This is a genomic window from Microbacterium azadirachtae (genome assembly GCF_000956505.1).
Lineage (GTDB): Bacteria > Actinomycetota > Actinomycetes > Actinomycetales > Microbacteriaceae > Microbacterium > Microbacterium azadirachtae_A.
The window spans coordinates 237,825-258,958 of sequence record NZ_JYIX01000035.1 but is presented as its reverse complement, the minus strand read 5'-3'; the positions used below and the strand labels follow the sequence as shown (position 1 = coordinate 258,958).

At 70.8% G+C, this 21,134-nt stretch carries 17 protein-coding genes and 1 riboswitch; all 17 genes read right to left on the bottom strand.

From position 1 onward, the window contains the following. Positions 1–508 precede the first annotated feature (508 nt). Positions 509–1,933, bottom strand: a complete 1,425-nt coding sequence (gene argH, locus RS86_RS11320; protein ID WP_152642140.1) for an argininosuccinate lyase — start codon at positions 1,931–1,933, stop codon at positions 509–511. After that, positions 1,930–2,862 carry an ornithine carbamoyltransferase gene (gene argF / locus RS86_RS11315; protein WP_045272324.1) on the bottom strand — a complete coding sequence of 311 codons (933 nt, stop codon included), beginning with the start codon at positions 2,860–2,862 and terminating at the stop codon, positions 1,930–1,932. Before argF ends, argH begins: the two co-directional genes overlap by 4 nt. Then, the gene (locus RS86_RS11310; protein WP_045272323.1) at positions 2,859–4,079 is read right to left on the bottom strand and encodes an acetylornithine transaminase; all 1,221 of its coding nucleotides are present in this window, start codon (positions 4,077–4,079) and stop codon (positions 2,859–2,861) included. Before RS86_RS11310 ends, argF begins: the two co-directional genes overlap by 4 nt. After that, on the bottom strand, positions 4,076–4,975 hold the full coding sequence (argB, locus tag RS86_RS11305) for an acetylglutamate kinase (protein ID WP_045272322.1): 900 nt from the start codon (positions 4,973–4,975) through the stop codon (positions 4,076–4,078). The genes RS86_RS11310 and argB overlap by 4 nt, the downstream gene beginning before the upstream one ends. Beyond that, on the bottom strand, positions 4,972–6,129 hold the full coding sequence (gene argJ / locus RS86_RS11300) for a bifunctional glutamate N-acetyltransferase/amino-acid acetyltransferase ArgJ (protein WP_045272321.1): 1,158 nt from the start codon (positions 6,127–6,129) through the stop codon (positions 4,972–4,974). The genes argB and argJ overlap by 4 nt, the downstream gene beginning before the upstream one ends. After that, a complete protein-coding gene (gene argC, locus RS86_RS11295; RefSeq protein WP_045272320.1) occupies positions 6,126–7,199 on the bottom strand; it encodes an N-acetyl-gamma-glutamyl-phosphate reductase in 1,074 nt (357 codons plus the stop codon). The genes argJ and argC overlap by 4 nt, the downstream gene beginning before the upstream one ends. A gap of 354 nt (positions 7,200–7,553) precedes the next feature. Then, positions 7,554–9,746: a bifunctional hydroxymethylpyrimidine kinase/phosphomethylpyrimidine kinase gene (locus tag RS86_RS11290; protein WP_082076732.1), complete on the bottom strand. Its 2,193-nt coding sequence runs from the start codon at positions 9,744–9,746 to the stop codon at positions 7,554–7,556. Then, positions 9,743–10,609, bottom strand: coding sequence for a hydroxyethylthiazole kinase (gene thiM / locus RS86_RS11285; RefSeq protein WP_045272319.1), 867 nt, complete (start codon positions 10,607–10,609; stop codon positions 9,743–9,745). Before thiM ends, RS86_RS11290 begins: the two co-directional genes overlap by 4 nt. Further along, positions 10,600–10,693: riboswitch (TPP riboswitch) on the bottom strand. It overlaps the preceding gene by 10 nt. Positions 10,694–10,827: 134 nt before the next feature. Further along, the gene (pheT, locus tag RS86_RS11280; protein ID WP_045272318.1) at positions 10,828–13,368 is read right to left on the bottom strand and encodes a phenylalanine--tRNA ligase subunit beta; all 2,541 of its coding nucleotides are present in this window, start codon (positions 13,366–13,368) and stop codon (positions 10,828–10,830) included. Further along, a complete protein-coding gene (gene pheS, locus RS86_RS11275) occupies positions 13,368–14,420 on the bottom strand; it encodes a phenylalanine--tRNA ligase subunit alpha (RefSeq protein WP_045272317.1) in 1,053 nt (350 codons plus the stop codon). The genes pheT and pheS overlap by 1 nt, the downstream gene beginning before the upstream one ends. 52 nt (positions 14,421–14,472) lie before the next feature. Beyond that, positions 14,473–15,111, bottom strand: coding sequence for a hypothetical protein (locus RS86_RS11270; RefSeq protein ID WP_045272316.1), 639 nt, complete (start codon positions 15,109–15,111; stop codon positions 14,473–14,475). Between the two features lie 77 nt (positions 15,112–15,188). After that, a complete protein-coding gene (locus RS86_RS11265) occupies positions 15,189–16,115 on the bottom strand; it encodes an amino acid ABC transporter permease (RefSeq protein ID WP_045272315.1) in 927 nt (308 codons plus the stop codon). Continuing rightward, positions 16,112–16,768 carry an amino acid ABC transporter permease gene (locus RS86_RS11260; protein WP_045272314.1) on the bottom strand — a complete coding sequence of 219 codons (657 nt, stop codon included), beginning with the start codon at positions 16,766–16,768 and terminating at the stop codon, positions 16,112–16,114. The genes RS86_RS11265 and RS86_RS11260 overlap by 4 nt, the downstream gene beginning before the upstream one ends. Before the next feature lie 85 nt (positions 16,769–16,853). Beyond that, positions 16,854–17,759: a glutamate ABC transporter substrate-binding protein gene (locus tag RS86_RS11255; protein WP_045272313.1), complete on the bottom strand. Its 906-nt coding sequence runs from the start codon at positions 17,757–17,759 to the stop codon at positions 16,854–16,856. Between the two features lie 42 nt (positions 17,760–17,801). Beyond that, positions 17,802–18,605 (bottom strand): amino acid ABC transporter ATP-binding protein, encoded by an 804-nt coding sequence (locus RS86_RS11250; RefSeq protein WP_045272312.1) that lies wholly within the window; start codon positions 18,603–18,605, stop codon positions 17,802–17,804. Between the two features lie 173 nt (positions 18,606–18,778). Continuing rightward, on the bottom strand, positions 18,779–19,756 hold the full coding sequence (locus tag RS86_RS11245; RefSeq protein ID WP_045272311.1) for a TAXI family TRAP transporter solute-binding subunit: 978 nt from the start codon (positions 19,754–19,756) through the stop codon (positions 18,779–18,781). Then, positions 19,753–21,132 (bottom strand): sensor histidine kinase, encoded by a 1,380-nt coding sequence (locus RS86_RS11240; protein ID WP_045272310.1) that lies wholly within the window; start codon positions 21,130–21,132, stop codon positions 19,753–19,755. Before RS86_RS11240 ends, RS86_RS11245 begins: the two co-directional genes overlap by 4 nt. Positions 21,133–21,134 lie beyond the last annotated feature (2 nt).

Below are 21,134 nucleotides of genomic sequence, written 5' to 3'. Positions count from 1 at the left end.
ATGCCAACCCCCAAAAGGAGTTGGTCTTTGATCCAAAGGAATTTCTCAACCAGCCCGAAAGCTGGACGAGGAATAAATTGGCATTTGACAAGTGCACGCTGTTGAGTTCTCAAGGATCGGATGCTCCCACAGTTCAGCCTGGCGGCATCACAAGTAGGGCTTGATCTCACTCCCCCTCGCTGCGCCTTGCGGCGAACCTGAGGTGGGAGTTCCCAATCATAGTCGAAAATCTTCCGCGAGGGAAGTTCTTCGTCGAGATCGGGATTCGTTCGCCGCTTGGGGAGTCAGACCTTCCGGCCTTTCGCTCTACCGCTTGGGGCGAACAAGTAATAAGTTACGCGGATCCCGGGGTTCCGGCAAATCGTGGCCGTAGCCCGGGCGTGTCGTGCGCCCCGACTGCCCTCTCTCGCGCGGACGAAACACCTGATGAACGGCGAAACCCCCTCCAGCCGGTGGCCTGGAGGGGGGTTTCAGCGGACGAAAGGTCTTTCGATGCCGGGGACTTCGGTCACATCCCGAGGGCGTGAGCCGCCGACTGCGCACGGGCGACGAGCTCGGTGCGCTGCTCGGCGACGCGCACCGGCGCGGTCCCCCCGACGCCGTCACGGCTCGCAACGGATCCTTCGATCGTGAGCACCTCGCGCACGGCCGGGGTCAGGTGCGGCGAGACCTCGGCGAGGAGCGCGTCGTCCGCATCCTCGAGGCCGATGCCCCGCTGCTCGCACGCACGCACAAGGGAGCCGGAGATCTCGTGGGCATCCCGGAACGGCACGCGGTTCTTCACCAACCACTCGGCGACATCGGTCGCGAGCGAGAAGCCCTGGGGAGCGAGCTCCGCCATGCGTGCCGTGTCGAACCGCAGCGTCGCGACCATCCCGGTGAACGCCGGCAGCACGACCTCGAGGGTGCGGACCGAGTCGAACACGGGTTCCTTGTCCTCCTGCAGATCGCGGTTGTACGCGAGGGGCAGGCCCTTGAGGGTCGCCATGAGGCCGGACAGGTTGCCGATGAGCCGCCCTGATTTGCCGCGCGCGAGCTCGGCGATGTCCGGGTTCTTCTTCTGCGGCATGATGCTGGATCCGGTCGAGTAGCCGTCGTCGAGGGTGACGAAGCCGAACTCGCGGGTGTTCCAGAGGATGATCTCCTCGGAGATGCGGGACAGGTTGATGCCGATCATCGCCGTGATGAACGCGAACTCCGCGACCACGTCGCGCGAGGCGGTGCCGTCCAGTGAGTTCTCCGCGGGGCGGTCCAGACCGAGTTCACGGGCGACCAGCGCAGGGTCGAGCCCCAGGGTGGATCCGGCCAGCGCTCCCCCGCCGTACGGTGAGACGCCGGCACGCGCGCGCCAGTCGACGAGCCGCTCGAGATCGCGCACCAGCGGCCAGGCGTGCGCCTGCAGGTGGTGCGCGAGCAACACGGGCTGCGCGTGCTGGAGATGCGTGCGCCCAGGCAGGATCGCGCTGTCGTGCGCCTGCGCCTGGGCGACGAGGGCGTCGATGAGGCCGAGCACCTCGCGTGCGATGACCCGCGCGTGGTCGATCAGGTACATGCGCACGAGCGTCGCGATCTGGTCGTTGCGGCTGCGCCCGGCGCGCAGGCGCCCGCCCAGATCCGCGCCGACCTCGGCGATGAGCGCCGCCTCGAGCGCCCCGTGCACGTCCTCGTCGGCCGGCTGCGGGAGGAGCGTGCCATCGGCGATCCTCGCGGCGAGCGCGTCCAGACCCGCGTGCATCCGCGCGGCCTCATCCGCCTCCAGGTAGCCCGCAGCCTCGAGCGCGGCGGCGTGCGCATGCGAACCCGCGATGTCGTAGGGCGCGAGGATCCAGTCGAACTGCGTCGACCGGCTCAGCTCGGCGAGCTCGGGGCTGGGGCCCCCGGCGAACCGGCCGCCCCAGAGGGCGCCCTGGTTCGTGCCGTGCGCGGCGTTCACGGCTGGTCCTGCTTCCCGATGAGCCAGACGAGCAGAGCCTTCTGGGCGTGCAGGCGGTTCTCCGCCTCGTCCCAGACGACGCTCTGCGGGCCGTCGATGACCTCGGAGTCGACCTCGTAGCCGCGGTCGGCGGGCAGGCAGTGGATGAAGATCGCCTCAGGATCGGCGAGCGCCATGGTCGCGCTCGTCACCTTGTAGGCGCCGAGGTCGCGAAGGCGCTGCGCCTTCTCCTCCTCCTTGCCCATCGACACCCAGGTGTCGGTGACGATCACGTCGGCGCCCGCCGCGGCCTCGTCCGGATCCGCGACCAGGGTCAGGGATCCGCCGGTCTCCGCGGCACGCCGGTGGGCGTCGGCCACGACATCGGCACGAGGTGCGTAGGCCTCGGGAGAGGCGACCCGCACGTGCATCCCCGCTGTGACGCCCGCCAGCACGTAGGAGTGCGCCATGTTGCTGCGCCCGTCACCGAAGAACGAGAGCGTGAGGCCCTTCAGATCGCCCTTGTGCTCGCGAATCGTGAGCAGGTCGGCGAGCAGCTGGCAGGGGTGGAAGTCGTCGGACAGGGCGTTGATCACCGGCACCCTGGTGCCGGCGGCCATCTCCTCGAGGCCCGCCTGCGCGTAGGTGCGCCACACGATCGCGGCCACCTGGCGCTCGAGCACCCTGGCGGTGTCGGCCGGTGTCTCCTTGCCGCCGAGCTGGCTGTTCGCCGTCGAGATGATCAGCGGGGATCCGCCGAGATCCGCGATGCCGACCGCGAACGAGACGCGGGTGCGGGTCGAGGACTTGTCGAAGATCACCGCGACGGTTTGCGGACCGGCGAGCGTCTTGTCCGCCCAGCGGTCCTTCTTCAGCTCGAGCGCGAGATCGAGGATCTCGGTCTGCTCGGCCGTGGTCAGGTCGTCGTCGCGCAGCAGGTGGCGGGTCATGCTGATGTCTCCGTGAGTGCGGTGGCCGCGACCTCGGCGAGGGCGGCCGTGAACAGTTCGGTGAACTCGGCGATCTCGGCGTCGCCGATCGTGAGCGCGGGAGCGATCCGCACCGAGGACGGGTTGGCGGCGTTGACGACGAGCCCGAGGCGCTGCGCCGCGGCGACGACATCGCCGGCGACGGGGGCGGCCAGCGCCACGCCGATGAGCAGACCGCGACCGCGCACGCCCGTGACGAGCGCGGATCCGATCCCCTCGACCGCTTCGCGCACCTGTGCGCCGCGATCCCGTGCGTTCTGCACGAGGCCCGAGTTCTCTATCTCCTCCAGCACCGCGTTGCTCACGGCGGTGGCGAGCGGGTTGCCGCCGAAGGTGGAGCCGTGCGAGCCGGGCTGCAGGAGTGCGGCCGCCTCGCCGAACGCGACGAGCGCTCCGATCGGGAAGCCGCCGCCGATGCCCTTCGCCAGGGTGATCGCATCGGGCACGATGCCCTCGTGCTGGAAGGCGAACCAGTCGCCCGTGCGGCCTGCACCGGTCTGGATCTCGTCCACGATCAGCAGCGCACCGTGCTTCGCGGTGAGCTCGCGCGCAGCGCGGAGGTAGCCCTCCGGCAGCTCGAGCACGCCGGCCTCGCCCTGGATCGGCTCGACGAACAGCGCGGCGACGCGGTCGTCCATCGCCGCCTCGAGCGCCTCGATCGTGGCGGGGATGTGCTCGACGCCCCCGGGCAGCGGCTGGAACGGATCGCGCATCGACGCCTTCGCCGTGAGCGCGAGCGCACCGATCGTGCGGCCGTGGAAGGCATTGTCGAGCGACAGGATCCGCGGGCGCTCAGTGCCGCCGTGCAGGCGGGCGAGCTTGAACGCGGCCTCGTTCGCCTCGGTTCCGGAGTTGCCGAAGAACACGCGGCCCTCGTCCCCGGTGCCGGCGAGGCGCTTCAGCCGCGCCGCGAGCTCGAGCTGCGGAGGCGTGGCGAAGTAGTTCGACACGTGCGCGAGCGTGCCCGCCTGGCGGGACACGGCCTCGACGAAGACGGGGTGGGCGTGCCCGAGCGCGGTGACCGCGATCCCCGCGAGGAAGTCGAGGTAGCGTCGTCCCTCGCCATCCCAGAGGTGCGATCCCTCACCGCGGACGAGCAGTTCGAACCGCGGCCCCGCATTCAAGATCAGGTCGCGATCCGCGCTCTGCTGCCATGTTCCCTCGGCCGGCGACGTCATCCCGCCACCACCTCCGTTCCGATTCCCTTGCTGGTGAACAGTTCGACGAGCACCGAATGCGGCACCCGTCCGTCGATGATGGCCGCCGCGTGCACGCCGGATTCCACGGCCTCCAGGCACGCGGTCATCTTCGGGATCATCCCCGATTCGAGCGACGGGAGGAGCTTCTTCAGTTCTCCCGTGGTGAGGTGCGAGACCAGGGAGTCGCGGTTCGGCCAGTCCGCATACAGGCCGGCGACGTCCGTGAGGATCACGAGTTTGACCGCTCCGAGCGCGGTGGCCAGCGCCGAGGCGGCTGCGTCCGCGTTCACGTTGAGCGACTGGCCTGGGTGGTCCAGGTCGGGCGCGATGCTGGAGACGACGGGGATCCGGCCGGCGGCCAGATGGTCGAGCACGGGAGTCGGATCCACCTGCACGACATCGCCGACGCGGCCCAGATCCACCTCCTCGCCGTTCACGACCACACCTCGGCGGCGTCCGCCGAAGAGCCCGGCGTCCTCACCGCTGAGACCGGTCGCGATCGGGCCGTGGCTGTTGATCTTCGCGACGAGCTGCGGATTGATGTGCCCCGTGAGCACCATCCGCACGACGCTGATCGCCTCGGTCGACGTGACGCGGTAGCCGCCCTTGAACTCGCTCGGGATCGCCAGGCGGTCGAGCATGTGCGAGATCTGCGGGCCGCCGCCGTGCACGACGACGGGCATCACGCCGACGTAGCGCAGGTACGCGATGTCCTGCGCGAAGGCCTCCTGCAGCTCGTCCGAGATCATGGCGTTGCCGCCGTACTTGACGACGACGATCTGGTCGCGGAACCGCTTCAGCCACGGCAGCGAGTCGATGAGGGTCTGCGCCTTGAGCGCTGCTTCCTCTGGCGCGGTGTCCTGGAGATCGCTCATGAGGCGTAGGCGCTGTTCTCGTGCACGTAATCGTGGGTGAGGTCGTTCGTGCGGATCGTCGCCGCGGCCTCACCGACCTTGAGATCGATCAGCACGTGCGTCGCGCGCGGGGTCAGGTCGACCTCCTCGCGCGGGCGATCGGGACGGCCGGCGGTGCAGACGCGCACGCCGTTCATCCACACGTCGACGTCATAGGGGTCGAATGCCGCCCTGGTGGTGCCGATCGCGGCGAGCACGCGCCCCCAGTTCGGGTCGTTGCCGAAGATCGCCGCCTTGAAGAGGTTGTTGCGCGCAACCGAGCGACCCACCTCGACGGCGTCCCGCTCGTCCGCCGCGTGCACGACCTCGATCGAGATCGCGTGACTCGCGCCCTCGGCGTCGTCCTGCAGCTTGCGGGCCAGCTCGTCCGAGATCTCGGTGAGCGCCGCCGCGAATGCGTCGAGGTCGGGGCGGATCCCGCTCGCGCCGTTGGCGAGCAGCGTCACCTGGTCGTTGGTCGACATGCAGCCGTCGGAGTCGAGCCGGTCGAAGGTCGCACCGGTCGCGCGCCGCAGAACGGCGTGGGCCTCCGACGCCTCGAGATCGGCGTCGGTGGTGAGCACCACGAGCATCGTGGCGAGACCGGGGGCGAGCATGCCCGCGCCCTTCGCCATGCCGCCGATGGTCCAGCCGTCGCGGCTCACGACGACCGTCTTCGCGACCGTGTCGGTGGTCATGATCGCCTCGGCCGCGGCCTGGCCGCCGTCGCTGCTCAGCTGCGCGACGCCCGCCTCGACGCCCGCGAGCACCCTGCCGCGGAAGACCTCGTCGCCGGTGCCGATGAGACCGGTGGAGCAGACCACCACATCCCCGGCGCTCACGCCCAGCAGCTCGGCGGCGCGCTCCGCCGTGAGGTGGCTGGTCTGGAACCCGAAGGGACCCGTGAAGCAGTTGGCTCCGCCGGAGTTCAGCACGACCGCCTCTACGACGCCGTCCTTCACCACTTCCTGCGACCAGATGATCGGGTTGGCCTTGGCGCGGTTGCTGGTGAACACCGCGGCGCCGACCTTGCGCGGGCCGCGGTTCACCACCAGCGCCACATCGGGCTTTCCGGTGGACTTGAGACCCGCGGCGACACCGGCCGCCTCGAATCCCTGGGGTGCTGTCACGCTCATGGGGCGACTCCGTTGATGCTGAGCGCCGTGGTCTCGGTGAGGCCGAGCGCGAGGTTCATGGACTGGATGGCGGCGCCCGCTGTGCCCTTGACGAGGTTGTCGACGGCGGTGACGACGACGACGCGGTTCGCGGCGCGGTCGATCGCGAGGCCGATGAGCGCCGTGTTGGCGCCCAGCACGTCGGCCGTGCGCGGGACGGATCCCTCCGGCAGCAGCTGCACGAAGGTCTCGTCGCCGTAGGCGGCCTGCCACGCGTCGCGGATCTGCGCGTCGGTGGCGCCGGGGGCGATGGGGGCGGTCGAGGTCGCGAGGATCCCCCGCGCCATCGGCACGATGACGGGGGTGAACGAGATCCGGATCCCGTCCGGATCCACGGTCCCTGAGCCTGTCGAAGGGCCCGACGCGGCTGCGAGCGCCTGCCGGATCTCGGGGATGTGCCGATGCGTGCCGCCGACCGCGTACGGGTTCGCGGATCCGAGGATCTCGCTGCCCAGCAGGTGCGGCTTGAGGCTCTTGCCGGCGCCGGAGGGGCCGACGGCGAGAACCGTCACGATGTCGGAGGGGTCGATCACGCCTGCCGCGACGCCGGGGACGAGGCTCAGGCTGACGGTGGAGGCGTTGCAGCCGGGGGCCGCGATCCGGGTGGCGCCGCGGAGGTGCTCGCGCTGCTTTGCTCCCCCGACCAGGAGCTCGGGGACGCCGTACGCCCACGGCTCGTGGAACGCGCCGCCGTAGAACGAGTCCCACGCGGACGGCGAGGTGAGCCGGTGGTCGGCACCCGCGTCGATCACGAGGGGGACGTCGCCGAGCGCGTCGGTGTACTGACCCGACTGGCCGTGCGGCAGCGCGAGGAACACGATGTCGTGCCCGGCGAGGATCTCGGGCGTCGTGTCCTGCAGAGTCAGGTGCGCCAGGGAGCGCAGGTGCGGCTGATGCTCGGAGAGCTTCTGACCGGCGTTCGAGTGCGCCGTGACGGTGCGGATCTCGACGTCGGGATGGCTCGCGAGCAGGCGAAGGATCTCGCCGCCCGCATAACCGGATGCGCCGGAGACGGCGACGGAATACGTCATGCTTCCACCTTAACGGTCGGGCCTGCCGACGACGCCCAAGAAGGCGGCGTGCGGCAGCAGTGCGGATGCGGGGCCGGAGGCGGCGACACCGGCACCCCACCGTCGTCGACGCGGGAGCGCAGGGTCGCCTAGAGTCGGCGGTCGCCCGTACGGCGTCGACGCACCACGGCAGCACCCCTCGGGGTGGTCGTGTGCGGAGCCGGAAGCATGCGGCGACGATATCGCGCGGTGGCACCCTCGACCAAATCGTCCTTCGTCTCGCGTAGCGGTCCCTGAGCGAGCCGAAGGCGAGACGAAGGGCGCTCAGGAACCGATGATGGTCCCTGAGCGAGCCGCAGGCGAGACGAAGGGCGCTCAGAGACCGGCGGCGGCGAAGAACGCGCGCTCGTGCTCGCTCGAGCGCACGAACGCGATCCGCATCCGCTCGCGGGTCTGCACGTCCGCCGCGGCCGCGCGCGCGGTGACGATCCGGATCGCCTCCTCGGTCGCCTCGGCGAAGCGCGGATCCGCGTACTCGTCCAGCCAGGACGCGAACGGGTGCGCGGGGTCGCCTCCCGCCTGCGCGTGCAGCCGCGTGCCGACATCGGCGTAGATCCAGAAGCACGGCAGCAGCGCGGCGATGAGCACCCGGTAGTCGCCGTCGAACGCCGCGCCGCGCAGGTGGTCCAGGTAGGCGACCGTCGCGGGCGCGGGATCTGCGCGGAACGTCTCGTCGCCGACTCCCTCCGGCGACAGCATGCTCGCGTGCAGCTGCAGCTCGCCGATCACGGACTGCTCGGCGGAGTGCGCCCAGAAGGCCTGCTCCGCCGAATCCGGTGCGATGCGCGACGCCTCCGCGAGGGTGCGCGCATAGTCGCGCAGGTAGAGCGCGTCCTGCGCGAGGTACCAGCGGAACGAGGCCTCCGGCAGGCTCCCGTCGGCGAGTCGCTGCAGGAACGGCAGGTCGTCGATCGCACGGCGGATCGGGGCGATCGAGGACCACCACTCTGCGGCGATCGCCTCGCGACCCGGAGCGGCGTCGAGGCCTCCGCGGCGCCACAGCCCGGCGAAGTGGCTGACCGGACCGTGGCCGGATCCGACCTGGAGCCCCGCGCCGGCGACGATCGACTCGCGCAGCCACGAGCGCACCTCGGCCACCGCGTCGCGCCAGTCGTGATCGGCGGCCCGGCGTGTCGCGAGCCCGGCGGAGAGCGAGCAGCCGGTGCCGTGCGTGCTGGCCGTGCGGATCCGGGATCCGGGATACTCGCGCACCGGCCCGGAGGGACCGACGAGCGCGTCGGGCGCCTCATCGCCGCCGAGATGCCCTCCCTTCACGAGCACCAGGGCCCCGGTCTCGGCCGAGAGCCGCTGCGCCTGGGCGAGGGCGCCGGTCCAGCTCGTGGCCGCAGGCTCGCGGGCGAGCACGGCCAGCTCCGGCAGGTTCGGCGTGAGGAGATCGGCGAGCGGCAGCAGGGCGCGGAGGGCCTGCTCCGCCTCGGAGTCCAGCAGCCGGTCGCCGCTGGTGGCGATCATGACCGGATCCAGGACGACGGTGGGCGGCCGGTGCTCCCGCAGCCAGGAACCGACCTCGGCGATGACCGCGGACCCGGCGAGCATCCCGATCTTCACGGCGTCGATCCGCACGTCGTCGCTGATCGCGTCGAGCTGGGCGCGCAGGAACTCGGCGGGCGGGACGTGCACGCCCCTGACGCCGCGGGTGTTCTGCGCGGTCAGCGCGGTGATCGCGGCCATGCCGTAGCCGCCGTTCGCGGCGATGGCTTTGAGGTCGGCCTGGATCCCGGCCCCGCCGGACGGGTCGCTGCCGGCGATCGACAGCACGCGGGGCACCCCGCCCGCGCCCCAGGCGCGGAGCAGCTTGCGCGCGGCGACGCGCGGATCCGGTGCCGCGCACAGCGCGGAGACCACCGCGACCCCGGCCGCTCCCGCAGCACGGAGGGCCGCCACATCGATCCGCTCGATGCCGCCGATCGCAACGCACGGCAACGGGCTCGCGGCGGCGAACGCGGCGAAACCCGCCACACCGAGGGGCGCGGGGTGGTCGGCCTTCGTGCTGGTGGGGTGGATCACGCCCACGCCGAGGTAATCCACGGTGCCTGAGGGCAGCGCCCGCACGGCGTCGAGGTGCGCGGGAGTGTGGGCGGTGAGGCCCACGATCGCGTCGGGGCCGAGCACCGAGCGCGCCAGGAGCGGCGAGGCGTCGGACTGGCCGAGGTGTATCCCGTCCACGCGGGCACCGCGACGCCGCGCCTCCACGACCGCGTCGAGGCGGTCGTCGACGACGAGCAGCGCCCGCCCCGCGATGACCTCGGAGAGCTCCACCAGCTGCTCCACGATCGACGCGTCGTCGGCGTCCTTGTCCCGCAGCTGCACGAATCGCACGCCGCCCGCGACCGCCGCGTCGACCACGGCCGCCACGCCGCGCGCCCCGCTCAGCACGGGGTCCGTGACGAGGTAGAGGGCGAGATCGTCGGCCGTCAGCCTCCGGCGCGGCGCTGCCAGGAAGGTGCTCGCGGACCGGGGCGCGGTCGCGAGGCCGGTCGGCGTCATGCCGTGACCCCCGCCGTCTCGGAGTTCCGCGCCTCGACGCGGGCGCGCGCAGGGAGGGCATCCGGCCGGATCGCGGCGAGGGCGTCGAGCAGGGCGACCGCGAAGGATCCCGGCCCCTCGGACCGCGCCGCGGCGTCCTCGGCGGCGACCGTGTAGACCAGCGTGGCCGAGGCCGCAGCGACCAGCGGGCTGTCGCCCGTCCGTCTTGCCGCGCCGAGGAACGCGGCCATCACGGCGCCCAGCGCGCAGCCGCCGCCGGTGACGCGGGTGAGCAGGACGTCGCCGTTCGCGATATGGACCTCGTGATCCGCGTCGACGAGGAGATCGACCGGGCCGGACACCGCCACCGCTCCCCCGGTGATCCGGGCCAGCTCGCGGGCCGCGTCGGCCGCGGCCTCGGTCCCGTCCAGCGCATCGACACCGCGCCCGCCCTGGCTGCGGCCGGCGAGCGCGAGGATCTCGGAGGCGTTGCCGCGGATGAGCGTGGGGCGCAGCGCGAGCAGGTCCTGCGCGAGTGCGGTGCGCACCGGCAGTGCGCCGACCGCGACCGGATCCAGCACCCACGGGGTGCCGGCCGTGCGGGCGCCGCCGACGGCCTCGAGGCTCGCGGAGCGCTGCTCGGGCGTCGGTGTTCCGAGGTTCACCAGCAGTCCGGACGAGATCGCGGCGAACATGCCGGCCTCGCCGGTGATGTCCACCATCGCGGGAGCAGCGCCCAGCGCCAGCAGCACGTTGGCGGTGAACCCGGTGACCACCGAGTTCGTGATGCAGTGCACGAGCGGGGGCTCCGCCCGCAGCTCGGTGAGAAGGTCCGCGGCGGCTTCCACCACGGATTCGGACGACATTTCCAGACGCGCGCTCATCGCGACATCCCTTCGCTAGTACGACCTAGATCAGGTTCGACGGGTGTGTTCTCAGCCGCGGATGCGGCACCCCGTGTCACTGCCGGCCAGTCTAGCCAGGAACGGTTCCGGCCCGCCCTGCCTATCGCGCGACGGATGCACGACGAAGGAACGCCTGCACGATGGATCCGCGGATCCGGTCGTGCAGGCGTTCCCCTGTCGTGCGTGCGTGTCGCGTCTCAGTCGCGAATCTGGGCGCCGAATCGCTCGGCCGCGACGGCGACGCCGGCGAGCTTCGCCTCGGTCGCCTCGGCGGCGGTCAGGGTGCGGTCGTCGGCCCGGAAGCGGAGCGCGAAGCTCAGGCTCTTGGAACCGTCCGCAACGCCCTCGCCACGGTAGTCGTCGACGAGCCGGACCGACTCGAGGAGCGCGCCCGCGCCCTCGGACAGGGCCGCGCTCACGTCGGCGGCGGGGATCCCCGCGGCGACGACGAGCGATACGTCCTGCGTCGCGGCGGGGTAGGTCGACAGCGAGGCCGCGACCACGCGCTCCCCCGCCAGCGCCAGAACGCCGTCCAGGTCGAGCTCGAGCACCACCGCGCGTCCCGGCAGGTCGGCATCGGCCGAGACCTGCGGGTGCAGCTCGCCCACGTAGCCGACCTCGGTCGCGGAGCCTGTCGAAGCGTCGCGCACCTGCAGCACGCCGGTGCGTCCAGGGTGCAGAGCAGCGCGGCTCCCCTGCACGATGTCGATCTCGACGCCGGCGGCATCCGCGATCACGCGCACGGCGTCGAGCGCCTCGCTGAGACCGTACTCCTCGGCCGCGCGTCCCGGCTGACGCGGGGTCACGTGCCCGGTGAACAGCGCCGCGACGAGGCGCGCCTGCGGCGGGATCGAGGCGTCGAGGGCCGCGAGCGTCTCTTCCGAGGGCTTGATGCCCAGCGGCGGCACCTCGTCGGTGCCGTAGACGACGCCCGGCTCGGGCAGGAACACGACGCCGGTCTCGAAGATCGCGAGATCCACGAGCCCGCGCGCGATGTTGCGGTGCGCGATCTGCAGCAGGCCGGGGAGCAGCGACCGGCGCAGGAACGGCGCCTGCCCGTCGAGCGGGTTCGTCAGGCGCACACCGGGGATGCGCTCCCCCGTGGCGGAGCCGTGCAGGTCGTTCTGCTCCTGCGTGGTGAACGGGAACGCCGGGGTCTCCACGAGCCCCGCGGCGGCCAGAGCGTTCGCGACGCGGCGCCGGCCCTGCTGCAGGTCCGTGAGTCCGCGGCCGGACGGCGGCGTCGGCAGCACGGACGGGATCCGGTCCAGTCCGTGGATGCGCGCGACCTCCTCGGCCAGCGACCACTTGTCGGTGAGGTCGGGACGCCAGCTCGGCGGGATCACGGTCCAGCCGGTCCCTGAGCCCGTCGAAGGGTCGACGGGCTTCACCTCGGCGCCGATCGTCTCGAGCGCGCCGGTCACCTCGTCGTCGGTGTAGTCGACGCCGATCAGGCCCTGCACGAAGCCGGGCGGAAGGTCGATGCCCTCGATGAAGACCTCGGCGAAGAGCGCGCCGCCCTCCTCGGTCAGCGTTCCGCCGGCGAGCTCGACCATCAGGTCGGCGACGCGACGCGCGGCCGCGAACGGGATGAGCGGATCCACTCCGCGCTCGAAGCGCTTGGACGCCTCGCTGGGCAGCTTGTGCCGGCGGGCGGAGCGCGCGATCGTGATCGGGTCGAACGTCGCCGCCTCGATCAGCACGTTGCGCGTGGTCTCGCTCATCTCGGTCGCGCCGCCGCCCATGACGCCGGCGAGGCCGATCGGACCCGATCCGTCGGTGATGAGGAGGTCCTCGGTGTGGAGGGTCCGCTCCTGGCCGTCGAGCGTGACCATCTTCTCGCCCTGCGCAGCACGGCGGACCACGATGTTGCCGTCGAGCTTGTCCAGGTCGTAGCCGTGCACCGGGTTGCCGAGCTCGAGCATCACATAGTTCGTGATGTCGATCAGCACCCCGAGCGAACGCATGCCCGCGAGCGTGAGGCGCGCGACCATCCACGGCGGGGTGGGGCGGGCCGGATCCACGTCGCGCACCACGCGGGTGACGAACTCGCTCGCGCCGGCCGCGCCGCGGATGGGAGCCCCGTCCTCGACCACGGCAGTGCGGCCGCTGCCGGGCTGCAGTTCGGCGAAGTCACGGTCGGCGGGGTCGCGGAAGGCCGCCCCCGTCGCGTGCGCGTACTCGCGGGCGATGCCGCGCAGCGAGAAGGCGTAGCCGCGGTCGGGTGTGACGTTCACGTCGACCGCGACGTCGTCCAGGCCGAGCAGCGCGATCGCGTCGGTACCGACGGGGGCGTCGATGCCGAGCTCGGAGAGGATCAGGATCCCGTTGTGCTCGTCGCCGAGCCCGAGCTCGCGGGCCGAGGCGATCATGCCGTCCGAGACGTGTCCGTAGGTCTTGCGCGCGGCGATCGGGAACGGGCCGGGCAGCACGGCACCGGGCAGGGTCACGACGACCTTGTCCCCGACGGCGAAGTTGCTCGCGCCGCAGACGATGCTACGGACGCCGCCGTTCGCCTCGCCCGCGTCGACCTGGCACCAGCGGATGGTCTTGCCGTTGGACTGGGGCTCGTCCTCGAAGGAGAGGACCTGTCCGACGACGACCGGGCCGGAGATGTCGAAGCCGTGCAGCTCCTCCTCCTCGAAGCCCACGGAGACGAGCGCCGCGAAGACGTCGTCCGGCGTGGCCGTCTCGGCCACATCCACGTACTCACGCAACCACGAAAGCGGGACGCGCATCACACCACCATCCCGAACTGCTCGCTGAAACGGACATCGCCCTCGGCCATGTCGCGCATGTCCTGCACGTCGCTGCGGAACATGAGCGCACGTTCCACGCCCATGCCGAACGCGAAGCCGCTGTACACGTCGGGGTCGATCCCCGCCGCGCGCAGCACGTTCGGGTTGACCATGCCGCAGCCGCCCCACTCGATCCAGCGCGCGCCGCCCTTGAAGGTCGGGTGCCACAGGTCGAGCTCGGCGGAGGGCTCCGTGAAGGGGAAGAAGTTGGTGCGGAAGCGGGTCTTCGCCTCCGGGCCGAAGAGCTGGCGCGCGACGTGGTCGAGCGTGCCCTTCAGGTGCGCCATCGAGATGCCCTTGTCGACGACGAGGCCCTCGAACTGGGTGAACACCGGCAGGTGCGTGGCGTCGAACTCGTCGGTGCGGTAGACCCGCCCCGGGCAGAGCACGTAGATCGGCACCTCGCGGTCGAGCATCGAGCGCACCTGCACCGGGCTGGTGTGCGTGCGCATCACAAGGTGACGGGAGGGAGGATCCACGTAGAACGTGTCCTGCTCCTGGCGCGCGGGGTGGTCGACGTCGAAGTTCAGGGCGTCGAAGTTGAACCACTCGTGCTCGAGCTCCGGTCCTTCGGCGATCTCCCAGCCCATCCCGACGAACACGTCGCTGATCTGCTCCTGCAGCAGGGTGAGCGGGTGCCGGGCGCCCACGCGGGTGCGCGAGGCGACCGCGGTGATGTCGACGCGCTCGGCCTCGAGCCGCGCGGCGGTCTCGGCCTCGGCCAGCTCCGCCTCCTTCGCGGCGAGCGCCTGCGTGACGCGCCCGCGGCCCTGGCCGATGAGCTTGCCGAAAGCGGCCTTGTGCTCGGGCGCGACCTGGCGCATGGACGCGTTGAGGGTCGCGAGCGGCGAACCCTCCGCGACGTGCGCCGCACGCGCGGCCTTGAGCTGGGCCGTGTCGGCCGCGGATCCGATCGCGGCGAGCGCGGCCTCGACGGCCGTCTCCACCGCCTCGGGCGTGATCTCAGATGTGGTCTGTGCGTTGTCGGACACGAGAACCGAGTCTACCGGCGCGCTGGAGGCCGTCCCGCTCTCAGCCGATCGCTCAGAGCGGTCCGAACATCGGGGTCCGTCCGTCCGGCGTCCACGACAGCCGCTCCCGCTCCAGGGTCGCCGCGAGGCGGGGGTCCTCGTGCGCCTGCCGCCGCAGGATAGGCCGGCTCCGGCCGAGGATTGCGGACGGGACGACGAGGGCAGAGACGAGGAGGAGCACCATGCCGAGATCGACGAGGACCATGACCAGCACGCGGCCGGTCGTCAGCGATCCGATCACCATGAGGACGTTGAGCAGGAACAGGATCCCTCCCGCCGCCCACAGACCACTCCGCAGATTCCCCGGGCCCCGGACGGACAGGGACGTCCCCGGTCGCGGCACCCAGCGGCGCACCCGGTTCAGGAACAGCGCGCTGACCACTGCGAACACCGCCCCGACGGCCATCCACGGCACCGTCGACGCCGCGCGGCCAGTCACCGCGAACAGCACTCCCCCGAACAGGACGGCCGAGATGCCGAGGCTCAGGAACGCCGCCCACATCGCGGCGAGGGCCGCCCGCGCGTCCGCGATCTCTCGCAGCCGCGTGCGGAGTTCCGGCCCATGCGGCGCCCCGAGCCCGGGGTCGAGCCACTGCTCCAGCGTCCGACTCGAAGCGGGCGGGTACGCGGAGACGGGTTCGGCGTGCACCATGATCGCGAGGCTACAGGGCGCCTCGTCCGACCGCTCGAGGTACCGGCGCGCTCAGCCCCTCGCTGAGCGCGCCGGAGTCAGGACTGCCCGCCGCCCGAGTCGAGCCGGCCGGCGCGGCCCTGCAGGGCGATGACCTCGGTCAGAGTCGACTCGTCGTCCGCAGCCGAGTTGCCGGCGTTGTGGTGCACCTTGGGCGAGCGCCGGGTGCGCACCTCGAGCCACTTCGCGACCCCGGAGAGGATCAGGCACATCGAGATGTAGATGACCGCGACGATCAGGCCCGCCTGCAGGAGCGGCCGGCCCGGCTGCCCGCTGAGGTACTTGGCGTAGTAGATGAGCTCGGGGTAGGTGATGATGAAGCCGAGCGCGGTGTCCTTCAGGGTCACCACGAGCTGGGACACGATGATCGGCAGCATGGCGCGCAGCGCCTGCGGCAGCAGGATGAACGCCATCACGCCGGACTTGCGGAGCCCGATCGCGTAGCCGGCCTCTTTCTGTCCCTTCGGCAGCGCCTCGATGCCGGCGCGCAGCGCCTCCGCGAGCACGGATCCGTTGTAGAGCACGAGTCCGATCACGACCGCCGCGTACGGCGTCATCCGGAAGGTGCTGCCCGGGATGGAGTTGATGCCGTAGTAGAAGATCATCATCATGACCAGCACCGGCACGGCACGGAGCAGCTCGATCACGACCGTGACGGGGATCCGCACCCAGGCGTGCTCCGAGACGCGGCCGATCGCGAGCACGAAGCCGAGGATGAGGCTGCCGACCGCGGCGGCGAGGAACGCGCTGACCGTGGCCCACAGCGCCTGAGCCATGCCCTGCCACACGAGCGTGTAGGTGAACAGGTTCCAGCGCGCGGCGTCGAACTGCCCGGTCACGGCGAAGCGGTAGACGACGAAGCCGATCGCCGCGAGGACGACGAGCACGGTGATGGCGCCGAGGATGCGATTGCGGACCACGGCCCTGGGGCCGGGGACGTCGTAGAGAACGGATGCGCCGCTCATCGGACGATCCTCCACTTCTTCTCGAAGTGCCGTTGCACGAGGCTCAGCAGGAACACCAGGACGATGAAGATGACGGCGACCCAGAGCAGGATCTCCATGACCGTGCCGGGTCGGTTGTAGGAGTCGGCGACTTCGGCACGGAGCGCGGCGAGCTCGACGATCGAGAAGCCGGCGGCGATCGTGGTGTTCTTCAGCAGGGCGATGAACACGCTCATCATGGGCGGCACGACCGAGCGGAACGCCTGCGGCATGATGACCAGCGACATGACCTGCCCGAAGGACAGCCCGATGGCGCGGGCGGCCTCGGCCTGTCCCACCGGCACCGTGTTGATGCCGGCGCGCAGCACCTCGGCGACGTAGGTGGCGGTGTAGATCCCGAGCGCGAGGATCGCGAGCCAAATGTAGGGGATGTCCGGCAGGTCGAGCTTCGGATATCCGAACACGAAGAAGAAGAACACCAGCGTGAGCGGGGTGTTGCGGATCAGGTTCACGTATACCGTGCCCACGCCGCGCGCGATCGGCACCGGCGAGACCCGCATGGCGCCGACGATGGTGCCCAGCACGAGTGCCAGCACACCGCCGCCGAGGAACAGCAGGACCGTGTTCAGGGTCGCCTGGCCCCACAGATCGAGGTTGCCCAGGAGTGCGTCCACGCATCTCTCCTTCGAGTTCGAGGACTTCAGAGGTCAGAAAGGGAGGAGACGGCCGGTGGGACCGAGCCCGCCGGCCGTCTCGGGGTCACTTCTCGACAGCGGGCTGAGTGACCTTCATGCCACTCGCGCCCAGGTTCTGCTCGAAGATCGCCTTCCAGGTGTCCCCGCCATCCGTGAACATCGTGTTCACGAAGGTCTGGAACGCGGTGTCGCCCTTGGCCAGGCCCACGCCGTACTTCTCGGTCGTGAACGGCTCGCCCACGACCTTGAGCTCCTCCGGGTCCTGCGCGGCGTAGCCGATCAGGATCGCCTGGTCGGTGGTGACCGCGTCGACCTGCTTGTTGATGAGCTGCTCCACACAGGCCGAGTACACGTCGAGTCCGACGGTCTTGGTGTCGGGGAAGTTCTGCTGGATGTTCTGCAGAGGCGTGGATCCGGTCGCGGAGCAGACGGTCTTGCCGGCCAGGTCCTTCTCGCTCTTGATCGTGTCATCGCTCTTGCGGACCAGCAGACCCTGGCCGGTGACGAAGTACGGGCCGGCGAAGTCGATGACGGCCTTGCGCTTGTCGGTGATCGAATAGGTGCCGACGTAGTAGTCCACGTCGCCGTTCACGATCGCCTGCTCGCGGTTGGCCGACGGGATCGCCTTGAACTCGATCTTGTCCTCGCTGTAGCCGAGCGAGGCCGCGATCCAGCGGGCGATGTCGATGTCGAACCCGGTGCGCTTGCCGCTGGTGGCGTCCTTGTAGCCGAGGTTGGGCTGGTCCTCCTTGACGCCGATCGTGATCTTGCCGTTCTTGGTGATCCGGTCGAACGTGGGGCTGCCGTCGAGCTTGACGTCCTTGGCGACCTCGAACAGCGGCTTGTCGCTGGTCGGGCTCGCGCCCCCCGTCGCGCCAGGGCTGGCGGGGCTGCCGCTGTTGCAGCCCGTGAGGGCGATCAGGGCGACGGCCGCGATGCCGATGCCGGTGAGGATCCGTGACTTTCGCATGTGCTTCTCCTTCGGTGCAGGTGCTGTGGTGCGGGGATCAGGTCAGTGGGTGAGGAGCTTGGACAGGAAGTCCTTCGCCCGGTCGGACTGCGGGTTCGTGAAGAACTGGTCCGGCTCGGCCTCCTCGAGGATCCGGCCGTCCGCCATGAACACGACGCGGTTCGCCGCCTTGCGGGCGAAGCCCATCTCGTGCGTGACGACGATCATCGTCATCCCGCTCGCGGCCAGCTCGATCATGACGTCGAGGACCTCGGTGATCATCTCCGGGTCCAGGGCGCTCGTGGGCTCGTCGAAGAGCATGACCTTGGGGTGCATCGCGAGTGCTCGCGCGATCGCGACGCGCTGCTGCTGGCCACCGCTGAGCTGCGCGGGGAGCTTCGAGGCCTGGGCCGCGACGCCGACCCGCTCGAGCAGCTGCATCGCCTCCTTCTCGGCGTCCGCCTTCTTGAGCCCGCGCACCTTGATCGGCCCGAGCGTGACGTTCTCCAGGATCGTCAGGTGGGCGAACAGGTTGAACGACTGGAACACCATGCCGACGTCGGCGCGCAGCTGGGCCAGTCCCTTGCCCTCCGCAGGCAGTTCCTTGCCGTCGATCGTGATCGAGCCGCTGGTGATCGTCTCCAGCCGGTTGATCGTGCGGCAGAGCGTGGACTTGCCGGACCCGGACGGGCCGATGATCACGACCACCTCGCCCTTGTGCACGGTGAGGTCGACGTCGGTCAGCGCCTGGAAGTCGCCGTAGTGCTTCTGCACGTTCTGCACGACGACGAGAGGGGCGCCCAGCGCAGCGGCGGGACGCGCGGAGGCACGATCGGGACGATCGGCGGCGGGGGTGACGTCGGTCATGGCTGACTCTCCATCGAATCGAATGGCCGGATGTTCGGGCTGGTGCCGGAACCGCAGGGCTCCGACGTGACGAGGCTATTGACCGCACGACGGCCCGTGGGGTTCCTTGAGCCTTTCTTGAGGCGGGTGCAGATACCTCCCCGCGCTCGGCAGCCGCCGGGTCCGCGAGAGCGTCAGTCGTGGGTCTCGCGGTAATAGCGCACGGCACCGGCGTGCAGCGCGATCGGGTCCGTGAAGATCGCCTGACGCCGATCGAGCAGCGCGGCCGCCGGCGCGCGCCGGGCGATCGTCACGCGTTCGTCGAACAGCACGGCGGTCGCATCATGGATGAGCCCTTCCGGCGCATCGGCGCGGGCGACCAGGTAGTTCGGCACGGTCATCGTCACCGTCGAGGTGTCGATGCCGTAGCCGCCGATCGGGAAGTCCGCCTGCCGGTAGGCTCCCGCGTGCGCCGCGTTGACCGCGTCGACGACGGGCGGAGGGATCGACAGCAGTCGGATCGGGGTGTCAGCCGAAAGCGTCGCGATGCCCGGTGTCGGCAGTCCCCCGACCCAGAAGAAGGCCTCGATCTCGCCCTTGCGCAAGGCGGCGATGGAGCCCTCCAGTCCCAGCGCGGGGTTGCGGATCGTGGTGGCGTCGACGTGGGCGGCTGCGAGCACGCGTCCCGCGACGAGCTCCACGCCGGACCCGCGTGCGCCGAGGGACACCGCGCGGCCGGCGAGGTCCCCGAGATCGTGCACGTCCGACCCCTCCCGGACCACGATGTGCACGTACTCGTCGTACAGGCGCGCGACCGCGACGATCGGGACCGCCTCGGGGAAGGCGCCGGTTCCGGCCACGGCATCGGCGACCGCATCACCCTGGGCGAAGCCGAGCACCGCCCGTCCCGATCCGACCCGCTCCAGGTTGTCGACGGATCCGTTGGTCTGCTGCACGGTGAACCCGGCTCCCAGCCGTGTGGTGAGCACCTCGGCGAACTGCTGGCCGTAGGAGTAGTAGACACCGGTCGCTCCCCCGCCCGCGATCGCCTGCGGCTTGTCCGCCCAGCTCCGGTCCTCCGGCGCGCACGAGGCGAGCGCCGACGCGCTGAGCACGCACAGCAGGAGCGCGAACAGCATCCGCAGCATCGCCCGCGGGGATCGCCTCGTCATCGCGCCTCCGCGGCGGGGAGCATCAGCACCACGCGGAGGCCGCCGCCGTCCGCCGCCTCGACCCGCACTCCGGCGTCGACCGAAGCCAGCAGATCCGTCGCGATCGCGAGCCCCAGGCCGGTGCCGGGGATCGCGCGGGTCCGGTCGCTGCGCCAGTGGCGGTCGGTCGCGTGCGCGAGCTCCTCCTCCGGGAGTCCCGGCCCGTGATCCCGCACCGACAGCTCGCAGCCGGACTCGGCCCGCGACGCCGTGACGTCGATCACGGTGCCCGCGGGCGAGAACTTCACGGCGTTGTCCATCACGGCGTCCAGCGCGCTCTCCGCGATGGTCTCGTCCGTGCGGGAGCGCACAGGGCCTTCGACGTGCAGCCTGAGGGCGACGCCCTTCGCGGCCGCGGCGTCCCGCCAGGCCGCCACCCGGCGCTCGGCGAGCGCGGCGAGATCGATCGGATCCCGGAGCGGAGCAGGATCCGCCCCGCGCGCGAAGGACAGCAGGGTGTCCAGGATCCTGGTCATCCGCCTGCCCTCCTCGCGCGTGGCCTCGACCTCGCCGTCCCAGCCTCTGTCGAGGCCTGTGGCGAGCGATTCCACCCGCAGCAGCAAGGCGCTGAGCGGATTGCGCAGCTCGTGCGAGGCATTGAGCGCGAACTCCTGCTGACGCGACACGACGCGCTCGATCTCCTCCGCCATCCGGTTGAAGAGCAGGATCATGCGGTGCAGCTCAGGAGGTCCGGTGTCATCGGCGATCCGCGCCTCCATGTCGCCGCGCTCGATCGCCTCCATGGCCTCGTCCACACGATGCACGGGCCTGAGCACCCACCGCGCGAGACCCAGCACCACGAGCAGGCCGATCCCGATCGCGATCACGCTGACGATGCCGAGCAGGATCCACTGCCGCACGATCTCGGCCCGCGGCGCCTCCACGCTCGCCGACATGACGACGGCCCCGATGACGTCGCCCTGGTCGAAGATCGGCTCCACAAGGGACTGCTCGGCGAACTGCCACGGCAGCAGGACCGGCTCCGGCAGATCGCTGCGCCGCCCGGAGAGGGCGAGCTGCACCTTGTTCGCGGTCGCATCGTCCAGTACGGGCGCGTCGCCCTGCTGCGGAGACCACGGCCGTCCGGATCGGTCCACCACCGTCACCCGGGTGCCATACAGCTCGTGGTAGCGGCGCAGTTCGCCGTCCAGCACCTCCGCGCTGCCGGACAGCAGCGCCTGCCGCGCGCTCGTCACGAAGGTGCCGATGTCGCCGACCTGCTGCGTGTAGAAGCTCTGCTGGACGCCGCGCGAGGCCGTCCAGCCATAGGCGCCGCCGAGCAGAAGGAGCACCGCCGTGAGCGGCACCAGGAACACGATGAACAGGCGCTTCCGCATGG